At 30.5% G+C, this 17,384-nt stretch carries 19 protein-coding genes; 5 read left to right on the top strand and 14 right to left on the bottom strand.

Annotated features, from left to right (window positions below; all coding sequences use genetic code 11):
• Positions 1-36: 36 nt before the first annotated feature.
• On the top strand, positions 37-1,272 hold the full coding sequence (locus KPL55_RS22125) for an MFS transporter (RefSeq protein WP_216308933.1): 1,236 nt from the start codon (positions 37-39) through the stop codon (positions 1,270-1,272).
• Positions 1,273-1,348: 76 nt separating this feature from the next.
• On the opposite strand, the gene KPL55_RS22120 is transcribed toward KPL55_RS22125, so the two are convergent.
• The 5 genes from KPL55_RS22120 to KPL55_RS22100 form a co-directional block, all read right to left on the bottom strand.
• A complete protein-coding gene (locus KPL55_RS22120) occupies positions 1,349-1,660 on the bottom strand; it encodes a hypothetical protein (RefSeq protein ID WP_246599743.1) in 312 nt (103 codons plus the stop codon).
• 49 nt (positions 1,661-1,709) lie between these two features.
• Complete coding sequence (locus tag KPL55_RS22115; protein WP_216308931.1) at positions 1,710-2,567, bottom strand: DegV family protein; 858 nt, start codon at positions 2,565-2,567, stop codon at positions 1,710-1,712.
• A gap of 42 nt (positions 2,568-2,609) precedes the next feature.
• Complete coding sequence (locus tag KPL55_RS22110) at positions 2,610-3,566, bottom strand: ROK family protein (RefSeq protein WP_216308930.1); 957 nt, start codon at positions 3,564-3,566, stop codon at positions 2,610-2,612.
• Positions 3,567-3,717: 151 nt separating this feature from the next.
• Positions 3,718-3,858 carry a hypothetical protein gene (locus tag KPL55_RS22105; protein WP_216308929.1) on the bottom strand — a complete coding sequence of 47 codons (141 nt, stop codon included), beginning with the start codon at positions 3,856-3,858 and terminating at the stop codon, positions 3,718-3,720.
• A 51-nt stretch (positions 3,859-3,909) separates the two neighbouring features.
• The gene (locus KPL55_RS22100; RefSeq protein WP_216308928.1) at positions 3,910-4,233 is read right to left on the bottom strand and encodes a hypothetical protein; all 324 of its coding nucleotides are present in this window, start codon (positions 4,231-4,233) and stop codon (positions 3,910-3,912) included.
• A gap of 144 nt (positions 4,234-4,377) precedes the next feature.
• Here KPL55_RS22100 and KPL55_RS22095 point away from each other — a divergent pair, with 144 nt between their 5' ends.
• Positions 4,378-4,530 (top strand): lmo0937 family membrane protein, encoded by a 153-nt coding sequence (locus KPL55_RS22095; RefSeq protein WP_216308927.1) that lies wholly within the window; start codon positions 4,378-4,380, stop codon positions 4,528-4,530.
• Positions 4,531-4,617: 87 nt separating this feature from the next.
• Here KPL55_RS22095 and KPL55_RS22090 read toward each other — a convergent pair whose 3' ends face one another.
• The 4 genes from KPL55_RS22090 to KPL55_RS22075 form a co-directional block, all read right to left on the bottom strand.
• On the bottom strand, positions 4,618-5,562 hold the full coding sequence (locus KPL55_RS22090; RefSeq protein ID WP_216308926.1) for a TRM11 family SAM-dependent methyltransferase: 945 nt from the start codon (positions 5,560-5,562) through the stop codon (positions 4,618-4,620).
• Between the two features lie 41 nt (positions 5,563-5,603).
• Positions 5,604-8,342 (bottom strand): type I pullulanase, encoded by a 2,739-nt coding sequence (pulA, locus tag KPL55_RS22085; protein ID WP_216308925.1) that lies wholly within the window; start codon positions 8,340-8,342, stop codon positions 5,604-5,606.
• Between the two features lie 262 nt (positions 8,343-8,604).
• Positions 8,605-8,841 (bottom strand): TIGR04540 family protein, encoded by a 237-nt coding sequence (locus tag KPL55_RS22080; RefSeq protein ID WP_216308924.1) that lies wholly within the window; start codon positions 8,839-8,841, stop codon positions 8,605-8,607.
• A gap of 75 nt (positions 8,842-8,916) precedes the next feature.
• Entirely contained in the window at positions 8,917-10,596 is a 1,680-nt protein-coding gene (locus KPL55_RS22075; RefSeq protein WP_216308923.1) for an acetolactate synthase large subunit, read from the bottom strand.
• Between the two features lie 183 nt (positions 10,597-10,779).
• On the opposite strand from KPL55_RS22075, the gene KPL55_RS22070 reads away from it, so the two are divergent.
• Complete coding sequence (locus KPL55_RS22070) at positions 10,780-10,974, top strand: inorganic phosphate transporter (RefSeq protein WP_216308922.1); 195 nt, start codon at positions 10,780-10,782, stop codon at positions 10,972-10,974.
• A 99-nt stretch (positions 10,975-11,073) separates the two neighbouring features.
• Here the strand turns inward: KPL55_RS22070 and deoD are convergent, their stop codons facing one another.
• Positions 11,074-11,787 carry a purine-nucleoside phosphorylase gene (gene deoD / locus KPL55_RS22065; RefSeq protein WP_216308921.1) on the bottom strand — a complete coding sequence of 238 codons (714 nt, stop codon included), beginning with the start codon at positions 11,785-11,787 and terminating at the stop codon, positions 11,074-11,076.
• Between the two features lie 227 nt (positions 11,788-12,014).
• On the opposite strand from deoD, the gene nudC reads away from it, so the two are divergent.
• Positions 12,015-12,842, top strand: a complete 828-nt coding sequence (gene nudC, locus KPL55_RS22060) for an NAD(+) diphosphatase (protein WP_216308920.1) — start codon at positions 12,015-12,017, stop codon at positions 12,840-12,842.
• Between the two features lie 29 nt (positions 12,843-12,871).
• Entirely contained in the window at positions 12,872-14,071 is a 1,200-nt protein-coding gene (locus tag KPL55_RS22055) for a DUF4317 family protein (protein WP_216308919.1), read from the top strand.
• 47 nt (positions 14,072-14,118) lie between these two features.
• On the opposite strand, the gene KPL55_RS22050 is transcribed toward KPL55_RS22055, so the two are convergent.
• The 4 genes from KPL55_RS22050 to KPL55_RS22035 form a co-directional block, all read right to left on the bottom strand.
• On the bottom strand, positions 14,119-14,805 hold the full coding sequence (locus tag KPL55_RS22050; RefSeq protein ID WP_216308918.1) for a response regulator: 687 nt from the start codon (positions 14,803-14,805) through the stop codon (positions 14,119-14,121).
• Positions 14,798-16,381: an ATP-binding protein gene (locus KPL55_RS22045; protein ID WP_216308917.1), complete on the bottom strand. Its 1,584-nt coding sequence runs from the start codon at positions 16,379-16,381 to the stop codon at positions 14,798-14,800. Before KPL55_RS22045 ends, KPL55_RS22050 begins: the two co-directional genes overlap by 8 nt.
• Positions 16,382-16,401: 20 nt before the next feature.
• Positions 16,402-16,758: an FMN-binding protein gene (locus tag KPL55_RS22040; protein ID WP_216308916.1), complete on the bottom strand. Its 357-nt coding sequence runs from the start codon at positions 16,756-16,758 to the stop codon at positions 16,402-16,404.
• 97 nt (positions 16,759-16,855) lie between these two features.
• The gene (locus tag KPL55_RS22035) at positions 16,856-17,269 is read right to left on the bottom strand and encodes an ABC transporter permease (RefSeq protein WP_216308915.1); all 414 of its coding nucleotides are present in this window, start codon (positions 17,267-17,269) and stop codon (positions 16,856-16,858) included.
• Positions 17,270-17,384 lie beyond the last annotated feature (115 nt).

Genomic DNA, 17,384 nt, shown 5'->3' with positions numbered 1-17,384 from the left:
TAAGTTAAGTTAGATTGAAGGGGGGATACAAGGAAGATGGGGCATCAGGATAAACTTAAAGATAATAATGGAGTAAAAAAACAAACGATGAAAGAAAACTTTTCAAACTTATTTGAAAAGTTCAATAACGATAGGGATTTTAAGCTGTTTTTGATAGTAGGTCTATTTACGGGTATAGCAAGTGGAATAAACTCAACCGTATTTAATAACTTTTTAAGTGATACATATAAACTAACAGCTGCGGCTAGAGGTATTGTAGAATTCCCTCGTGAATTACCAGGAGTTCTAATAGTTGTAGTTTTAGGAATACTATCATTCTTAGGTGACACAAGAATAGCAATAGTAGGTATGATTTTCGCTTCGCTAGGAATGCTGGGATTAGGTATGTTTTCTCCAACTTTTGCGACTATGCTTCTATGGATGATGTTATTGAGCCTTGGTACACATATTTTTATGCCTTTATCTGCTGGGATAGGTATGAACCTTTCTCAAAATGAGAATTATGGTGCAAGACTAGGCAGATATAGTGCATATAATCTAATTGCAACTATTATTGGTTATGCAATTGTAGGATTTGGGTTTAAATACTTTAACCTAACATATCAAGTAGCTTTTGTAATAGCTTCGGTTTTTTATATTTTTGCAGCTTTTTTTCTAGGTATAATGAAAAATAAAAAACCTAAAACAAGAAAAATAACGATTATTTTCAGAAAAAAATATACTCTTTATTATTGTCTTAGCGTGGTTAATGGTGCACGAAAACAGATTTTTTTAACATTTGCACCTTGGGTATTAATCAAAGTGTATAACGTTGATCCACCTACTTTTGCTATACTCGGATTGATAATTGCTGTATTAAGCATATTTACGAGAACTATTGTTGGAAATGCTATAGACAAAAGGGGGGAAAGATTTGTCCTTTCACTTGAAGCGGTGGTTCTTATAGTAATATGTATTGGTTATTCTTTTGCTGCGGATTTAGTTAGACCAAGCATTGCGGTTGTAGTTATTGCATCGTGTTACATTATTGATAATTCGCTAAGTGTAGTAGAAATGGCTAGATCTACATATATAAAAAAAATTGCTATATGTCCAGAAGATGTTATACCGACTTTATCAGCAGGAACAAGCTTTGATCATATAATAGCAATGTCAATACCTTTTGTGGGTGGTATTTTATGGGCAACTATGGGATATAAATATGTCTTCATTGTTGCAGCATTCATTGCGGTTATTAATTTGTATTTATCTTTAAAAATAAAGATAGACTGACATTAGAATAAAAAAGCATTAAACCCAAAGTGGTTTAATGCTTTTGTTTTGTAAATATTAAATAGTAGTTATAAGATTATATTTGCTCATTAACTTTTTCTAATAAAATAAGAAAGTCTTCTTGATTTTTTCGTTCTAGATAAGTATCTATAAGTGATTGTGTTGATAACTTACTAAAGCCTTTATATCCATTATCTAATATATCAGTTAAAACATCCATGAAATAATCTTTGCTTTTGTCTATGTCCTTAAGCATTTTGTATGATATGTCCTTTATTAATTCATCTTTAATAATTTCCCTCAGTTTTTCAGTGTAGTCTCTCATCAAGACTTGTGTTTCCTCGGGGTATGCAGAAAAATCTCCTGACATTATATCTTGAATTTTCATCATCGCGACTCCTTAGTAATTTGTGTTTTTTTATCTCTTTTATTATTAGTTAATTTATACTAATTGATTCAGTAACTATTATAATACCAAGTAATCCGGGTCCGGTATGAACTCCAGCTACGGGGCTGATTTCTCCAAAGGATAGTTTTGTAATGTTTGGAAGAGCAGAAATCATACTTGAAAAGCGTTTTACTTCCTCATAAGCCCCTCCATGCATAACCCAAATCTTACATGGAGATTTTTGAAGGGCTTCCCTTGCTATATCTACAAGCTTACTTATGGCCATCTTTTTACCTTTTGGTTTTGCGTAAGTATAGTAAACACCATCTTTATTAATTGATATTATAGGTTTTATGTTTAAAATCTCACCTATAGTACCAGCAACTTTCCCAATTCTACCACCTTTTATTAGGTATTTTAGTGTATCTACTGCATAATAAACGGTAATTCTATTTTGTATTTCTGGAAGAGCGGTTACAATTTCGTCAAAGCTCTTTTTACTTAAGATCATTTCACCACATTCTTCAACAATTGCAGCCTCACCTATAGTTAAAGATTTTGAATCAAAGACACAAGTTTCTATAGATGGATGATTTAAACTTACTAGTCTCAATGTATTAAATGTGCCTGATAGCCCTGAAGATATTACTATAGCAATAGCATGAGTATAACCTTCTTCTTCAAGTTTTAAATACAAATCTTCCATATCCTTCATTGAAGGTAATGAAGTGGTCGGGATTTCTATTTCAAAATTATCATAAACTTCTTTTGGGGTAATGGTTACTCTGTCAATGTATTCCCGGTCTTTGTATATTATTCTTAAGGGAAGTACCTTTAGATCATATTTTTTAATCATTTCTATGTCTACATCTGAAGTACTATCAGTGATAAGTGCTATCTTGCTCATTTTAACTTCACCTTTCTCAAAAGAGATTTATATTTTATCATTTTAGTTTATTTGACCATGTTTCGCAACCATTGCAGCTCCAATTATGCCTGCTTTATTACCTAGTTTTGCTAAAACAATTTTACCTATAGGTAACTCTTCATAATACTTATGTGTATTTACTTCATCTATAACTTTATCCAAAAGATATTGACCTGCACCTGCAACACCACCACCTAAAGCTATTATTTCTGGATCGATAAAATTAATGATATTAAGGATACCTATGCTTAGATATTTGACTAATCTATTAACTGCTAAATTTGCTATATTATCCCCTGCCCTAGCACACTCAAATATAATTTTTGCATTTATGTTATTTATATTTCCTTCTGCTTTTTCCATTATTGTAGTAGCTTCATTCATATCTGTAATTAATTTTTGTGTGTGTTTTATTATAGCAGTAGATGAAGCAAATGTCTCTAAGCATCCATTTCTTCCGCAATTACAATTATAAAAGTTTTCACCAATTACCATATGTCCGAGTTCAGAACCTACGCCATTAAAACCGCTATAAACTTCACCATTTAAGATGATTCCACCGCCAATTCCAGTTCCTAAGGTAAGCATTAATCCACTCGTGCAATTCTTCATGGAACCACTTTCATATTCAGCTAGTGCAGCCACAGTAGCATCATTGTCTATGTAAATCGGTTTATGAAGTGCATTTTCTAACATTTCTCTTAAAGGTACATTTTTCCACCCAAGATTTACGCAAAAAATTACATTACCATTTATATCAGCTAAACCGGGAATTCCTATACCTATAGCCTTTATTTTTTCTAACTGTACATGTGATTCATCTAAAATATTTAAAACTAGAGTTATCATATCCTCTATTATTTCATTAGGTTTTCTCTCTTTTTTTGTTTCACATGATTTTTCAAATTTTATTATTCCGTCCTCATCAACAATACCAACAGCTATGTTAGTACCCCCCAAATCAATACCTATATACATACATTTCTTCCTTCCATAGCCACCGCTACATTTCTTGTATTTAATAATTGTTTATTAGAATTTTCTATAATAGGCTAATTTTATATATGAGTTATTATACCATATATATGTACGTTTACATTATAAATTAAAAAAGATCCTAGTAAATTAATTACTTAGGATCTTTCTTTACAGGTTTATATTTTGAATTTTCTTTTTCGTCCGGATTTATATATTCATAGTCACCTGAATCGTTTTTTTTGATTCCTAAAGATGTCATTTGTTTGTTAGTTGTTTTAAGTTTATTACTCATTCATACACCTCTTTCTACTTATATATTTACCATAGAAAAAGTATTTATGCATCATTTTCTATGATACTTGTAATAAGCAATAACTTCTATGTCTTCACCTGTTTTATCATCGACATAACTTAGAATTACACCATTTTGACTCATTAATTCAGAACATTGTAAGGTTTCCATTGGATGCGTAAAAATAACATTATCATTACAACAAATGTTGAATTTATTATCAATAATATTTATTATGCAACTCTTTCCTATTATAGATTCACCATATTGTTTTGGATCCCTAGTTGTGATGTATCTTACTTCGAAGTTATTTATTCTTCTAAGTCTTGCTTCATTTTCTCTTTTTAGTTTTAGCTTTTTACTATTAAAAAACATCTCATCACCCTATCTTATATAATAATTATATTATACAAGATAATTATAACAAATGCAGTTAAAAGTATATTTTATTTGAATTTAGGTCAATCTAATATGTATAGATAATAAATAATAAAAATTATGTGAAAGGAAGTTTGTAATATGGGAATTTTACGTTGGATAGGTGGAATAGTAGTATTCTTTTGGGCATTAGGGCTTATATTTAGAATTGGTGGTGGTTTAATTCATATTCTACTTGTGATAGCTGTAATAGTTTTCATCGTAGATATGATTTCAGGGAAAAGAAGGACATAATGAGTATTTCTACACAAAAATAAACAAGTATATTTACACTTAAGTAAATATACTTGTCTTTAATTTAATATATTTATTTTAATTGAGTCAGTGACATATGAATATATGTCGTTTAAACGTACCTTTTGAAACAGTACATCTATCCTCTATGTTAAAGCCAACTGAGGTGATTTGCTCCTCCATATCATCAAAAGTAATGATTACCATTTTATTTGCAATTCTTCGCGTACTACTCATGATAGCTAACTGCTGATGAGGAGTAATTTTAGTAAATATACCATATGGAAGATCAACTATTGCCACATCAAATTTATTTTTAATATCATTCATATCGCCAATAGTTATTACATCCTCATATCCAAAATATCGTAGATTTGTTTTGGCGTTTTTACCTATATAAGGATTTATTTCATAACCTTTTATATTAACAGACATAGAAATAGCTTCAATTAGTACCGTTCCAATACCACAGCACGGATCTACAACACTACAATTCAAATTATTACCTATAGCAATGTTAACAAGAGCCCTACAAACATTCACCTTTAATGCATTAGAATATGAAAAAGGTTTTTTATTATGTAATAGCCATTCTGAATTATTGCTTTCACATTCACCAAATATCCATTTATCAGCTATTTTTGTTATGCCAAAAATAATTGCAGGATCTTTCATTTTAGCCTCTCCAAGTATACTAAACCCTATTTTGAATTCTATAGCACGCTTATCATGAAAACCCATATCTTCGCCAGTAGCATTAATATATACAACCTTATAATCCTCACTGGTCAGTTTTTCTATATCAATTTTATTAACAATTTCATCTATAGTTTTTCCAGTATACATTATTGAAATACATTTTTTAATAAATGGACTCCTAGATGGATCAACATAAAAATTAGAAAATAAATGCTTTTCTTCAAGTGTTTTGTTGAAAAGAGACCTTATTTCCATTTTACATAAGCTCTCTTCATCTTTCGAATAATTAGTTGTGTATAAATACTTCTTTTGGTTTTGTGGTAGTTGAAACATTAAAACACAACCTTTCTTTAATCTCTAGTATCGTTATATGGTTAAGCTTTCTTTTTTAATTTAAAATACATTATAATGCAAGAAATTCCGCTTAAAACTAGCAAAGTATAAATCCAAAAGGTTAAAGTAGTAAATATATTTTGTAATTCATTATAAATAACAATAGTGCTAAGAGCAGGTACTACTAGTGAATCGCCTTTAAATTGATCTAATGTTTTTACTCCTGCTTCTTGCCCGTTTACTACAATATTCCATTTGCCCTTTTGAGGTAGTTGAATTGTGATATCTTTTTTGTTAGCATTAAAAGCTATTACAATATTGGCCCAAGTGTCCATATTTGCATTGTGATCTATTTCATATGCTACAACATTTTCAGGTGCTATTAAAAAATTCAAGTTTTTCTTAATCATTTCTGCTGAAGTCATTCTAAAGGCAGGATGAGCCTTCCTTAATGCAATTAATCCTTTGAAATAATTTACGGTATCAATATTTTGAGATTTTCTTGTCCAATCAATCTGATTTACAGAGTCACTTTCCTTATATGAGTTACTATTTCCACCTTTAGTTCGGAGAAATTCCTGACCTGCTTGAAACGATGTAATTCCTTGAGAAGTAAGAATCATAGAATCAGCCATTTTGTGCATTTTTAATCTCACTGCAGCACTATCTCCTGGGTTTGTTAAAAGAAGTTTATCCCATAATGTATTATCAGAGTGTGATTCTGCATAATTAATAGATTGTGCTGGTTCCACCTTTTCCCAAGTCTTTATAGTACTTGAGTAGTCTATACCACCAACTATACCCTTTTTAATATCTGTCTCAACGTTTGTTTTTCCGTTAACAAATCCCTTTGTTTTCGCCTCAAATACATTGCCACTTATTGCATTTCTTATTAGACTGTTAAAATGTGCTATACCAGTCATTTTACTTGTGTTTTTTTGAGTTGCTTGTGTATCTTCTGAAAGCTGAGTTCTATTATCTGAACCGTCACCAATAATGATAATAGAAGGATTTATACTGTCTAGTTTTTTTCTAACTTCATTCATTGTTTTTATATCAATGAGGTTCATAAGATCAAATCTAAATCCGTCAATATTGTATTCCTTTGCCCAATATGCCACTGAATCTACAATGAACTTTCTTGCCATTGAATTTTCGCTGGCAATGGTATTGCCATAGCCGCTTTCATTTGAATCAGTACCATCTTCATTATATTTATAATAATAACCTGGGACTATCTTATTGAAATTAGAATCATTACTGCTATACATGTGGCTGTAAACAACATCCATAGTTACCCTGAGGCCAGCAGTATGAAGCGATTGTACTGCTTGTTTCAATTCTTTGACTCTCGAAATCGGGTTATAAGGGTCAGTTGAATAACTTCCTTCAGGTGCATTATAGTTTTTAGGATTGTAACCCCAGTTAAATTGTGGCTTAATATCAGTTTCATTAACGCTTGCGTAATCAGATATTGGCATAAGCTCTACATGTGTTATTCCCAAATCTTTTATATAATCAATACCTGTGATGCTTCCATCAGTTCCGGTTGTTCCGGTCTCAGTAAGAGCTAAAAACTTTCCTTTATTTTTCATACCACTGTTTTTATCGATTGAAAAATCTCTAACATGCAATTCGTATAAAATCGCATCATTTAAATTTGAAAAAGTAGGTTTTTCACCTGGATTCCATTTCTCAGGATTTGTTTCTTTTAAATTAATTATAGCACCCTTGTCACCATTTGCAGAAACCGAACGAGCATAGGGATCTACAGCCTCATTCCAAATTCCGCCAACGTTAACTTTATAGGTATAAAATGTTCCGTTTTGGTCTCCACCTAAATCATAAGCCCAAGTCCCTTTTTCGCTTTTTTCCATATTAGATTCAATTCCTGTTTTGTCATCCCATTTTGCATATGTTACAACTTTTACCTCATTTGCAGTTGGTGCCCATACCCTAAAGCTTGTTTTACTAGTGGAATATGTGTTTCCTAAATCATTACCATCATAATTAAACATTTTTTCAAAACCGGAACTTCCCATTACATCCCCTAGAACTATTTCCTTTTCTGTGAACCCACGCTTTGAAATAGTAAGTCTTTGTCCTAATTCAACATTTTCACTAAGCTCTATCTTAGCAGCAATTGTAATACCATCCTCAACTTCATCATTTGTTAATTTCTTTATTTCTAATAATTTACCGTTCGATCTTACCTCAATTGGATCATGATCTTCATAAATAAGTGGAAATGATAAATTTGTTACAATACTTATCATATTTAAGTCATCTAATTTTGCAACTACAAATTTGCCTGGTTCCTCTAAATTATTTTCGCCATTTACAACTACTTTTTTAGATGTCGCATCAGCTGCAGAAGTGTAAATTTTTGAATCTCCTTCTTTGATCCAAATTTCTCCGACCCCATCTTTAAATTTCTCTATGTATCTATTTTCTCCAGTATCCTTATCACCTTTGCTCGTACGCACAATAAATCCTACTTTAGCCAGTTGGCCTTCCAGTTGACCTTCAAATACCTGACCAAAAGCATCTTTTCTAGTAGTATTGAACTGCTTTCCATTTTTTTCGTCAGACCATACCCAAAGGTTCCATTTTAGTTCACTGCTTGGATTTTTAGCATAATGAATAATTATTTTTGTTTTACCTGTTACAGCGAATGTTCGCTGGTTTGGCAATGAAAAAATTATTCCTACCATAACTAAAACCGTAGCAAAAATAATGATTAGTGTATGCTTTTTGTTAGTCATTATCCCAAAATTCATAAATTTCTCCTCTAATATATAATTATAATAATCTAATTTATGGTTTGAAGTTAAAATATTTTAATTATATGTATTATGTTTTCTTTATATTAAACATTTTTTACCTTATTTCATTATATAATTTTAGAGAGTTATATACAAGGAAATTATTATTTTATCAAACTGAGTTAATTGGCATAAGAACGAGAAGATTACTCACTCCTTTACTAGAAAAGAACTGTACACTTTGTAATAGTGAACAGCTCTTTTCACCAATAAGTAATTAACTTATTTTTTGTGACAAAACCTTATTAATAACATCTACTCGTATATTTCCTAAAATATTAGATATCTTTATTGGAATATTACCATCTTTATAAAGCCTATCTCCATTTGCATTGAATAAAACTGTTACTTTTTCTTTCAATTTATCATATGTCATAATGTCATCTAAATAAAAATCTACTAAATCTTTTAAACAATCGCCTAATTCTTTGGGGTCCTTATAAACTTTTCTCATAGCGTACTCCTTATTATTTATTTAATGAATGCTAATTTATATATTGTAAAAATCGCTTTCAAAGTTAAACTAATTTTATCTGCGAAATTCTTTTAATGCATTTGTTAATTTTACATTTTCACTATAATCAACTGGACAATCTATAATAGCTGGAATGTTTTGTGCAAGAGCTTCTTTTAATATAGGTATTAGTTCTTCAGCTTTTGTTACTCTATAGCCTTTTGCACCCATAGCCTCTGCATATAAAACAAAATCTGGATTTGTAAATCGTACATTCATATCTTCACCAAATCTGTCCTCTTGTTTCCACTTTATAAGACCATAACATGAATCATTAAATATTAAGGTTACAAAAGGTGTATTTATTCTCAATGCTGTTTCTATTTCCTGACTATTCATCATAAATCCACCATCACCAGTAACTGCAACAACTTTTCTTTCAGGATTTACAAGTTTAGCTGCAACTGCTCCTGGTACTGCAATCCCCATTGATGCAAACCCATTAGACATTAAGCATGTATTTGGTTTTACAGACCTATAATGACGAGCTATCCACATTTTATGAGCTCCTACATCTGATATAACAATATCATCGTCTCCCATCACCTTTCTTAAATCATATAAGATTTTTTGTGGTTTCATAGGATAGCTATTATCATCTGAATATGATTCATAATTTTTCTCCATAGCATTCTTTAAATCTAATGCAAAAGTAGGGTCACCCTCTCTATGCGCAAGATTACTTATTTCATTAATCGAATGTGATATATCGCCAATGACCTCAACTTCAGGTATATAACATTTATTAATTTCAGATTTTTCTTCAGCAATATGTATAATTCTAATGTTTTCATCTTGATTCCATTTCTTAGGATTATATTCTACTATATCATAACCTACAGCAATAACTAAATCCACTTTTTCAAAAAGTCTGTTTACATAATCACGTTGAGCAAGTCCAATACTCCATAATGACAGTGGATTTTTATATGAAACCACACCTTTAGCCATAAAAGTATTAGCTACAGGAATTTTTAATTTTTCTACCATTTCTGTAAGGGATTCACTAGCTTTGGATCGTATTACACCATTTCCAGCAAGAATAACTGGGTATTTCGCACTAGATATAGCAGCCGCGGCTCTTTCAATACTACTTAAGCTTGAATAACTTTTTTCATTATCTCCATGCTTCAATGGTCGTCCTGAAGCCGTCATTGCAGCTATATTTTCTGGTAAGTCAATATGAACAGCTCCTGGCTTTTCGCTTATTGCTATTTTAAAGGCTTTCCTTATAATTTCCGGTGCAGTGTCAGGTCTTACAACTTGCTTATTCCATTTTGTAATGGGTGCAAACATAGAAATTAAATCTAAATGCTGATGAGATACTATATGCATTCTATCCGTACCAGCTTGTCCTGTTAAAGCAATCAATGGAGCACCGTCCATGTTAGCATCTGCAACTCCTGTCATGAGATTTGTTGCTCCAGGACCTAGTGTAGATAGACATACTCCTGGGGTTCCTGTCAGGCGTCCATAAACATCTGCCATAAAAGCGGCGCCTTGCTCATGGCGTGTAGTTATAAATTTAATACTAGAATTTTTAAGTGCATTTAAAAATGTAAGATTTTCCTCGCCTGGTATACCAAATATATATTTTACTCCTTCATTTTCAAGACATGCAACCATTAGCTCTGAGGTATTTGCCTCGTGATTTTTTATTAATGGTTCTTGAACTTTATCCTCATGTTGACTCATTAAAATTTCCTCCTACGTAGTGATGTTATAAACACGCCTAAAATTATAACACAATTTTTTAGATTTTTCTTCAATTTAAATAAAAACTTTTAGGTTTTATATTTGTATTATATAAAACTACATATATAATTAAAAACGATATTGTACTTTGTTGAAAAATTACAAATATGTTCTGCCGCATGAATGGCTTATAGTCATGGTTCAATTGATGCTCAGAAATCTATGGGTGTAATAACTAGTGCAATAATGGGCGTCGGTTCCTGTAAAAGACTTTCGGCTGTTAGATGGAGTCTTGCGAGAACTATACTTGTGGCATGGGTTTTAACTATTCCTTGCAGCGCCATTATAGCATCTCTTATTTCACTTGTATTTTTATAGATAATATAAAACTTAACAATCATATAAAAAAAGCCTCAATAATTTATATTGAGGTTTTTTTATATTGAGAGGCTGTTTATATGGAATTTTATTGAAATATTATTCAGCCATCTCTAACGCTATTTTCATCATGTTCGTAAAGGCGTTTTGCCTTTCCTCGGAAGTAGTTAATTCGTGCGTTGCTAAATTGTCAGATACCGTCAATAAACAAGCTGCTTTTTTTCCTAATACATTTGCATTATGAAAAAGCGCAAATGATTCCATTTCTACGCAAGTACAACCATGTTTTTCATAAATATCCTTATACTCTTCAAAATTTTCTCGATAAAATACATCAGCTGAGTGAATTATATTCTTATGAATTTTTATCCCAAGATCTTTAGCAATGATCTCTAACTTATCATTTAACTCAGGAGACGCTGCAATGGTATCACTTTTATATCCATTTTGAACTTTTGCATAACTGGATTCACTCCAAGCATGCGTGCAAAGAATTACATCATACAAATTTAGACTTGAGGTGTAAGCACCACAAGAACCGATTCGTACAATATTTTCTACCCCATAAAAATTAAATAACTCATAGGAATATATTCCTATACTGGGCATTCCCATACCGCTTGCCATAACAGAAATTTTTCGCCCTTTATATGTACCAGTGTAGCCAAACATATTTCGTACATTATTAAATTTAGTAACATTTTCTAAAAAAGTTTCGGCAATAAACTTTGCACGCAATGGATCACCAGGCATTAATACTGTTTTTGCTATAATTTCTTGTTCTTTCACTTCAATATGTGCTGTTGGTATCATATTGAAACCTCCTTACTCTTATTCAGATTTAAAATATAATAGTAATAATTTTTAATTCAATCTACATTTATGATTATACCAATATAATAACATTAAAAATAGATGTAAGTTTTCGAACCATATATATTTGAATATTAAATATTATCTTCATATGATATAATTGTATAGAATTACTAAATAAATTGTACATTTATTATATATGACTATAGATTGGAGATATGATACTAATGCGTTACGAGAATAATATTACAAATTTTAGACCGGCAGTCACCCCTATTTTACCTTCAACAAATAAAGATATTTATTTTATATTTTATAATGATGAATTATTAGTTAAATCCGAAAATAAGAAAGTAGAAATACCTACTATGGAAGATCTAATTAATTTACAATTAAATAACATCCAATATATTGGCTCTTTAAATGGCGAAAATTTCTTTTGTGGGGAAATAAGTGAAGGAGTTGCTATTCCAAATAATATGCGGTTTTGTAAACTTAGATCTTTAGCACAACAGCTAACTGAAGATATGTTTTGGATTGGTGGTAGAGCTATCCAGATAGTAAACTGGAATAATAATCATATATATTGTGGTAGGTGTGGTACATTAACTCAGAATGTTGATGGAGAAAGATCCAAAAAGTGCCCTAAATGTGGACTTGCGAACTATCCTAGAATTTCGCCAGCAATAATTGTAGCAGTAGTAAATGAAGACAAATTGCTTCTTGCACATAACACTCAATTTCCTAAGGATCTATATAGTGTAGTTTCTGGTTTTGTAGAGGTTGGAGAGACTTTTGAAGAATGTGTTGTTCGTGAAGTTCACGAAGAAACGGGGATCAATGTAAAAAACATTAAGTATTTTGGAAATCAACCATGGCCTTTCCCAAATTCTATTATGATTGGATATACTGCTGAATATGAAAGTGGTGAAATAAAAGTAGATGGAAATGAAATTTCTCATGCTAATTGGTACAGTGCTAATAATATGCCTCTAACCCCTGATGGTATTAGTATTGCTAAGAAATTAATAAATTGGTTTATAAAAAAACATTAAATAATATAACAATGGAAAGAGGTTTAATGATGAATAAAAAAGAGTTGGCGGACATACGAAAAGAGTTTAAATTGGATAGTGGTATGATGAAAATTAATGAAATCTATAGTGTTTATCTAAAAAAGGATAATGTACAAATCGATTATGAACCCATTCTATATTCAGAGTTCGATTATTTTGATAGAATGGATATTGATAAAAAGGATTTGTTTCTAGGTAATTTTAAAAAAGTTCTTACTGGAGCCCTTGACACCAAAATTTTCGAATTAGATTTCCAAAACATTCAAAAGGAAGATGAAGAAACATTAGATGAAGAAGAAAATACTCAAAAAATATTAGCTAATGCGCTAAAAACAAATGATAAATCAGAGATTGAAGATCAAATTAATAAACTTATAAAAAAAATTACAGCTAATTATAAATACGAAACAGATGTTGTTGTAACATTTATTAAAGCAGAATACTGGCTAGGATCAAGCCATAAAAAAATGTCTGCAGATGAAAGTATCGATGAAGCGGTACAAGCTTTTAATTTTCTTTTATCAAGTGTAAATAAAATAGATATTCCAAAACGAACCCTAAAGTTTGATTATAATGATAAAGAATTTAAAGCAAATTCAGCCTTAGATACAGTTATTAATCTCAACTCTCCTTTAGAGGGTTTCATGTATCCTAGCCTTACTAATGGATATTCAGATATAAATAAAATATTATATTATGCATCAAAACCTAAAGAATTAAATACATCATTTATTGAGAATGTTCTTAATTGTGGATTTAAATTTACTGCTGAAGACGAAAAAAATTGCTTTAGTGACATATTAAAATCAATAATTGGTGACAAGATAAAACCAGAGCTTATGCAGGAGATTTATGTAAATATATATGAACTTTCTGAGCAAGTTGAGGACGGTGAAACTCCTACTCTTGGAGCTTGCGATGTGAAAAATATCCTTAATAATTGTGGCGTAGAATTGCTATGCGAGATAGAAACTGCTTTTGAAGATACTTGCGGTAGTAATTATGATTTTAAAATAAATAATATTGTCCCAGAATTTAATTCTAAATCAATTAAAATCACAAGTGAGATTGCAAATATCACATTAACCCCTAAGGATCTGAATTTCGTTAGGCAGGTAAGAAATAAAGATAGTAGAAGATGTCTACTTATTGAAATAGATGAGGATATCGTTATAGAGGGATTTAAATTAGAAACTGAAGAGTTTTAGTATATAAAAATGAGAATAATAGTGCATGCCGAGTTGCACTATTATTCTCACTTTATTTTATATTTGTTTTTAGGCCTTCCAACCTTACCATACTCCATTTCAACAATAAGTTTATTCTCCTTTTCTAAATAATCCAGATATCTCCTTGCTGTTATTCTAGATACACCAATATTTATTGCAATTTCCTCAGATGTAAAAGAATCGTCACCAAGGCTAGCTATCCCACCCAAAACTTTTTCATAAGTATATTGATTAAACCCCTTTATTTCACCTATGTTCTCATCATATTCTAGCACATGATTATTGTCTTTTATTGTGTATTTATCGATAATTGATTGCTCTATATTATCAACATTTTCAAAACTGTTTTTTCTACTTTTAAATTGAAGCAGTGCTTCCTTAAACCTATTAAATATAAATGGTTTTACTAAATAATCAACAGCACCATATCTAAATGCCTCTTCTACAGTTTCTGTGTTCCTATCTGCAGTAATTAAAATAACATCACACTTTAAATTTTCTTGTCTGATCCATTTTAATAAGTCTGTTCCTTTTCCTAAAGGAAAAAAAACATCTAATAATACTAAATCAAGGTTACCCTCTAATATAACATCTTTTGCTTTTTCAATTGAGTTAACACTATTATGTAGTATAAATCCATCTACTTTTTTTAGAAATTTTTCATTGATTTCTCTCACCATTGGGTCATCTTCAACAATTAGCACTTTAATCATATTTTCTACCCCTTTTCATTGGTATATAAATATCCCATATAGTACCATTATCTTGTAGAATATTTATATCTCCACCAGCATAATCTATTATTTGTTTTATTATACTGAGGCCTAATCCTCTATTACCTTCTTTAGTAGTAAAACCGCGAACAAAAATCTTATCTATAATATTATCACTAATTCCAGGCCCATTATCTTGAATCCTAATTCTGAGTGATTCATTATTAGAATTTAACCTTATGAATATTTTGCCTTCTTCAATTTTCACTAGTTCTTCAATAGAGTTTTCTATAAGATTACCAATAACAGAACAAATTTCGTCTACTGTTATATTTCCAGGAATTTCTTTTACATAAGAATTTGTATCTATTTCTACAGAAATATTTGCTTCTGTTGCTTTATTGTATTTTCCAAGTAATAACCCCGCTATGTGAACATTCTTAATTCTTTTACTAAGAATGTCTGAAATTTCACCTCGAAGCTTAGAAATATGTGATATATATTCAACGGCTTCTTCATATTCTTCTAGTTGAACAAGTCCTGATATAGTGTGCAGTTTATTCAAGAACTCATGATTTTGGGATCTTAAGTCACTTGTCATTTTTTTTATTCCGGTTAATTCCTCTGCCATACTCTTAACCTCTGTTAGGTCCTGAAAACTAGATACAACACCTATAATTTCTTCTTTATAATTTTTTAAAAGGGTATGACTGCACATAAGCGTTTTATTGTCACTTATTTTAATCTCTTGATTGTGAACAGCTTTCTTATTAATTAAAACTTCCATCATTTGATCTGTATATTTTACTATTAACTCTTCTACGTTTTTACCTTGATCTTGATCTTCTAGATTTAATATATTCTTGGCTGTCTTGTTAAGAAGTATAATTTTTCCATAACTATCAATGGCTAAAATTCCATTTTTAAGATTCTGCAAAATTACATCTTGTTGGCCTAGTAACAATGCAATCTCTTTTGGTTCAAGTCCAAAGATACTTTTTTTTATTATATTAGCTAAAATAGCTGCGCCAACTATTCCTAGTAAAAGAGCGCCTATTAAAGCTATTTTTAAATAAAACAAGTGAATGTTAATTTCAGAATATACTGTATCAGTTAAAAGACCAACTAAAACCGCTCCAACCTGCGTTCCATTATAATATATTGGAACAAAAGCTCTTATTGAGGTAATTAACACATTTTTATCTTTAGCAATATAAGATTCGCCATTAGTAAGTACACGTTTTTCCCCACCATCCGCATATTTTTTTCCTAATGAATTACCATAAGGATAGGAATATTTTACGCCATTCATATCCATAACTATAACATATTTAAACCTAGTTTTATCTCTAAAGCTTTCAATTGTTTTCTGAACAGTTTCATAGTCCTTTGAGGTTGCTAAAGTTTCTTCTATCTTATCAATTGATGCAATAGTTACAGCTAAATCCATTGCATTATTACCCATTTGGGTTTCAACAGAATTTTGCACTTGATAATAAGTGACTACTCCTATTCCTCCAATTACAATCAATATTATTATACTTATAAAGATTGTTAATCTATATTGTAATTTCAATAACACCCTCACCTTATATTTTATTTAATTATTTTTGCTTTATCTAGCCCATTTTTAATAGCTTTAATTAGTCCATTACTTGTATATGTAGCTCCAGCCACAACCTCAACATCTGCATTATTGGTTTTAATCACTCTCTCTGGAATCTTTTCATACACTGAATCAGCTATTATTGGTATTTCTTGTTGTTCTATTATCTTAATTTCTATTATTTCATAATCATCTGTAACTATTTGAACTTTTATAGGACCAATATGCCCCTCTGCATTTCCTTCATATGTTCCTTGCTTATAAATGGCAGTCCTAGCCTTTGTGCCACAAGCAACTAGTCCGCCTGCTAAAACTATTACTAAAATTAGCCCTAGTAATTTTTTCAAATGAGTTTCCTCCCACTCTACATAGGTTATTCCTATACTTAGTATTTATTATTATATCATTTATAAACTAATATGTCAGCTTAAGTATAGCTGCTTATTATCTCCATGGACATAATAACCCCTCTAAAAAATCTATTAAAATAAAAAAAAGTAGTCCAATTAAACTTAAAATTAAAATTCCAGAATACATTTGAATATAGTTAATCCTCATCCAAGAATCCATTATGAAATAGCCCATACCATATTCTGTTCCAAAGTTTTCAGTGAAAAATAAAACAGAAATTGCTGTACCTATTCCTATTCTTATTGAGGTTAATATTGATTTAATGGTGCCTGGTAAAATAATCTCTTTAATAATTTGAAGGTTTGTTGCTCCTAGCGAATACATTGGATAAAAGACTTCCTGAGGAATATTTTTGACTTCATCTTTAATATTAACTACAACAGGGAAAAAAGTGATTAAAAAGATCATAACTATTTTCGTAAAATCACCTAAGCCAAAAATAAGCATTATAGGGGTATGAAGAACATAGCTGTCACCAGAAGCAATAGGAAAGTTCCGAATTTCATTTTGAAACTTGAACTTAGGTGTATTTAGAGCCTTTTGTTGAGTGTTTTAGATTGAT

Origin of the sequence: Clostridium lacusfryxellense (genome assembly GCF_018861735.1) — a bacterium.
Taxonomy (GTDB): Bacteria; Bacillota; Clostridia; order Clostridiales; family Clostridiaceae; genus Clostridium_AD; species Clostridium_AD lacusfryxellense.
This window is presented reverse-complemented; position numbering and strand designations above follow the sequence as displayed.